The organism is Planosporangium thailandense, from assembly GCF_011947195.1.
Classification (GTDB): Bacteria; Actinomycetota; Actinomycetes; order Mycobacteriales; family Micromonosporaceae; genus Planosporangium; species Planosporangium thailandense.
In genome coordinates this window covers 1-3,342 of the sequence record NZ_JAATVY010000063.1, presented here as the reverse complement: position 1 = coordinate 3,342, position 3,342 = coordinate 1, and the positions used below count along the sequence as shown (strand labels likewise).

Here is a 3,342-nt window from a genome sequence, read left to right as displayed (position 1 = left end):
CGGTCGGGGTCGATGGCCATGCGCGGCCGGTCGGCCGGCTCCCGCACCAGCGACCCGTCAGCGTCCACGACAACCACGTGACCGTCGTGGATCCCGCGGGCGGTCACCTCCCACGCCCGATCGGTCAACACGACCGCGGCCCGCGCCTCACCCAGTACCAACCGCATCCGGTCCGCCGGCGCCCGCACATCCAACGGCGCATACGCCCCGCCCGCCTTGAGAACCGCCAGCTCCGCCACGACCAGATCCACCGAACGATCCATCAGGACCCCAACCCGATCCTCCGGACGTATCCCGAGCCGGATCAGCCGGTGCGCCAGCCGATTGGCCCGCCCCGCCAGCTCCGCATAGCTCAGCTCCACCCCACCACAGACCACCGCCACCGCATCCGGCGTACGGCGCACCTGCGCGGCGAACAGATCGGCCACCGAACCCTCGGGCACCGCACAGGCCGTGTCGTTCCACTCGACCAGCAGCCGGCGCCGTTCCGGTTCGGTCAGCACGGGAAGCTCGGCCAGCGCGCGGTCGGGGTCGGCAACGATGCCCTGGAGCAGGATGAGCAGGTGCCCCACGAACCGCTCCATGGTGGCCGCGTCGAACAGGTCGGTGCTGTAGACCAGCGCGCCCAGGAGCGCGCCGTCGCGCTCCTGGAACTCCAGCGTGATGTCGCAGGCGGCCACGGCGACCGGTGATTCGACGTCCTCGATCTCCAGGCCCGGCAGCTTCGGGGCCTGACCGGGGGCGTTCTGCAGCACCAGCATCACGTCGTACAGCGGGTTGCGGCCGGGGTCGCGGGCGAGCTGAAGCTCGTCGACGACCCGCTCGAACGGCACCTCCTGATGGGCGACGGCATCGAGTACGGTCTCGCGCACCTCGGCCAGGAACTCCCGGACCGTGCGCGTCCTGTCCACGGTGGACCGGAGCACCAGGGTGTTGACGAAGAACCCCACCAACCCGTCCAGCTCGGCCTGGCCGCGGCCGGAGACGACCGTCCCCACCGCGATGTCGTCCTGCCCGGACCACCGCTGCAGCAACAGCTGGCAGGTCGCCGTGAGGGTCATGAACAGGGTGGCGTCGCAGCGCAGGCCCAGCTCCTTGAGGCCCGCGGTGACGTCGGCCGGGATCTCGAACTCGTAGCTGCCACCGGCGGAGGTGCGCACGGCCGGACGCGGCCGGTCGGTGGGCAGCTCCAGACGCGGAACCTCGGACAGCGTGTTCGTCCAGTACCGCAGCTCGTCGGCGAGCACGGCATCGGTCAGGCGTTCGCGCTGCCAGACGGCGTAGTCGGCGTACTGGATCGGCAGCGGCTCGAGCTTCGCCTCGTCGCCCTCGACGGCCGCGGCGTACAGCGCGCTCAGCTCGGCCGTGACGATGCCGGTCGACCAGCCGTCGGTGACGATGTGGTGCATCGTGAACAGCAGGACGTGGTCGTCGGCGGCGAGCCGTACCAGCTGCGGCCGTACCAGCGGCCCGCGACGCAGGTCGAACGGCGTCGTCGCGTCCTGCGCCAGGACCGCCCTCAGCTCGGTCTCGCGGTCGTCGGCGGACAGCCCGGACAGGTCGAGCACGGGCAGCGGTACGTCCGCGGCCGGGTGAATGCGCTGCACCGCGCGGCCGTCGACGGAGTCGAAGGTAGTGCGCAGCGACTCGTGGCGGGCGACCAGGGCGGTCAGCGCCGCGCGCAGGGCCTCGACGTCGAGTCGCCCCCGCAGCCTCGCCGCCGACGGCGACACGTACTCCGTACCGTCGGGGTCGAGCTGGTGGAGGAACCACAGCCGCTGCTGGGCGAACGACAGCGGCAGCGGCCGGTCCCGGGGCGCGACCGGGATGCCCGGCGTCGGCTCGGCGCTCCCGGTGTCGGCCTCGACGGCGTCGGCGAGTTCGGCAACCGTCGGGGCGGTGAACAGCACGCGCGGGGACAGCGCGACGCCGAACTCGCCGCGCAGGCGGGCGATCACGCGGATGCTCAGGATCGAGTCGCCGCCGAGGGCGAAGAAGTTGTCGGTGACCCCGACCCGCTCGACGCCCAGCACCTCGGCCCAGATGTTCGCGACGACCCGTTCGACGTCGGTGCGAGGTGCGACGTAACCGCCCGGGTCGATGCTGGTCAGGTCGGGCGCGGGCAGCGCCCGCCGGTCCAGCTTGCCGCTGGTGGTGAGCGGCAGCGCGGCGAGCGTCACGAACGCCGTCGGGATCATGTAGTCGGGCAGGCTGCCGCCGAGCAGTTCGCGCAGCACGCTCGCGGACGGTATCCACTGTCCGGGTGCGGGTACGACGTAGGCGACGAGGCGCTGGTGTCCGCCGTCGTCGCGGGCGACGACGGCCGCCTCGGCGATGGCGGGGTGGCCCAGCAGGACCGCCTCGATCTCACCCGGCTCGATGCGGTACCCGCGGATCTTGACCTGCTCGTCGGTACGGCCCAGGTACTCCAGCACCCCGTCGGCGGTCCACCGCACCAGATCCCCGGTGCGGTACATCCGCTCCCCACACCCGCTGAACGGATCGGCGACAAACCGCTGCGCGGTCAGCCCCGGCCGACCCAGGTAACCGCGCGCCACCTGCGGACCGGCCAGGTACAGCTCGCCGGCCACCCCGACCGGCACCGGCGCCAACCGCGCGTCGAGCACATACGCGCGCAGGTTCACCAGCGGCCGACCCACCATCGGCCGGCTGTCCGGGGTGACCCGGCACGACAGCGCGTCGACCGTGCACTCGGTCGGACCGTACAGGTTGTAGGCCGTGACATCGGGGGTCGCGGCCAGCTCCTCCCAGAGGCTCGCCCCGAGCGCTTCGCCGCCCAGCATCACCAACTTCGGACGATGCCGGCCCTCGGCCAGCAGTCCCTCCGGCAGCAGTTGCTGCAGGTACGACGGAGTGAGATCCAGGAAATCGATCCGGTGAGTGGCGATGTAGTCGACCAGGGCCGGCGGATCCAGCCGCAGCTGCCCGTCGATGACGTGCAGCTCGTGGCCGCAGGCCAGCAGCACCAGTCCCTCCAGCGAGGTGTCGAACGAGAACGCCGCCGTCAACGCCGCCCGCAGCCGGCCGCCACCGGCGGCCGCCAGGAAGTCGCCGCGGTGGTTGACCAGCAGATTCACCAGGCTGCGATGCTCGACCAGCACCCCCTTCGGCATCCCGGTCGACCCCGACGTGTAGATCACGTACGCGGCGCCGTCCGGCGCCGGCCCGCCGCCCAGGTCGCCGTCGGGCTGCGCCGCCAACGCCGCCCGCGTCTCCGGGGCATCGAGCACCACGGTGGCCACGTCCGTCGGCAGCCGGTCCAGCGCATCACCGGTGGTCACCGCCACGGCAGCCGCCGCGTCACGCAGGAGGAACGCGACA

At 72.2% G+C, this 3,342-nt stretch carries 1 protein-coding gene; it reads right to left on the bottom strand.

Translation table 11 applies throughout. The annotated features are described in order from the left end of the window. Positions 1-3,342, bottom strand: a 3,342-nt coding sequence (locus HC031_RS32085) for a non-ribosomal peptide synthetase (protein WP_167929216.1), incomplete at both ends; no start/stop codon positions are given.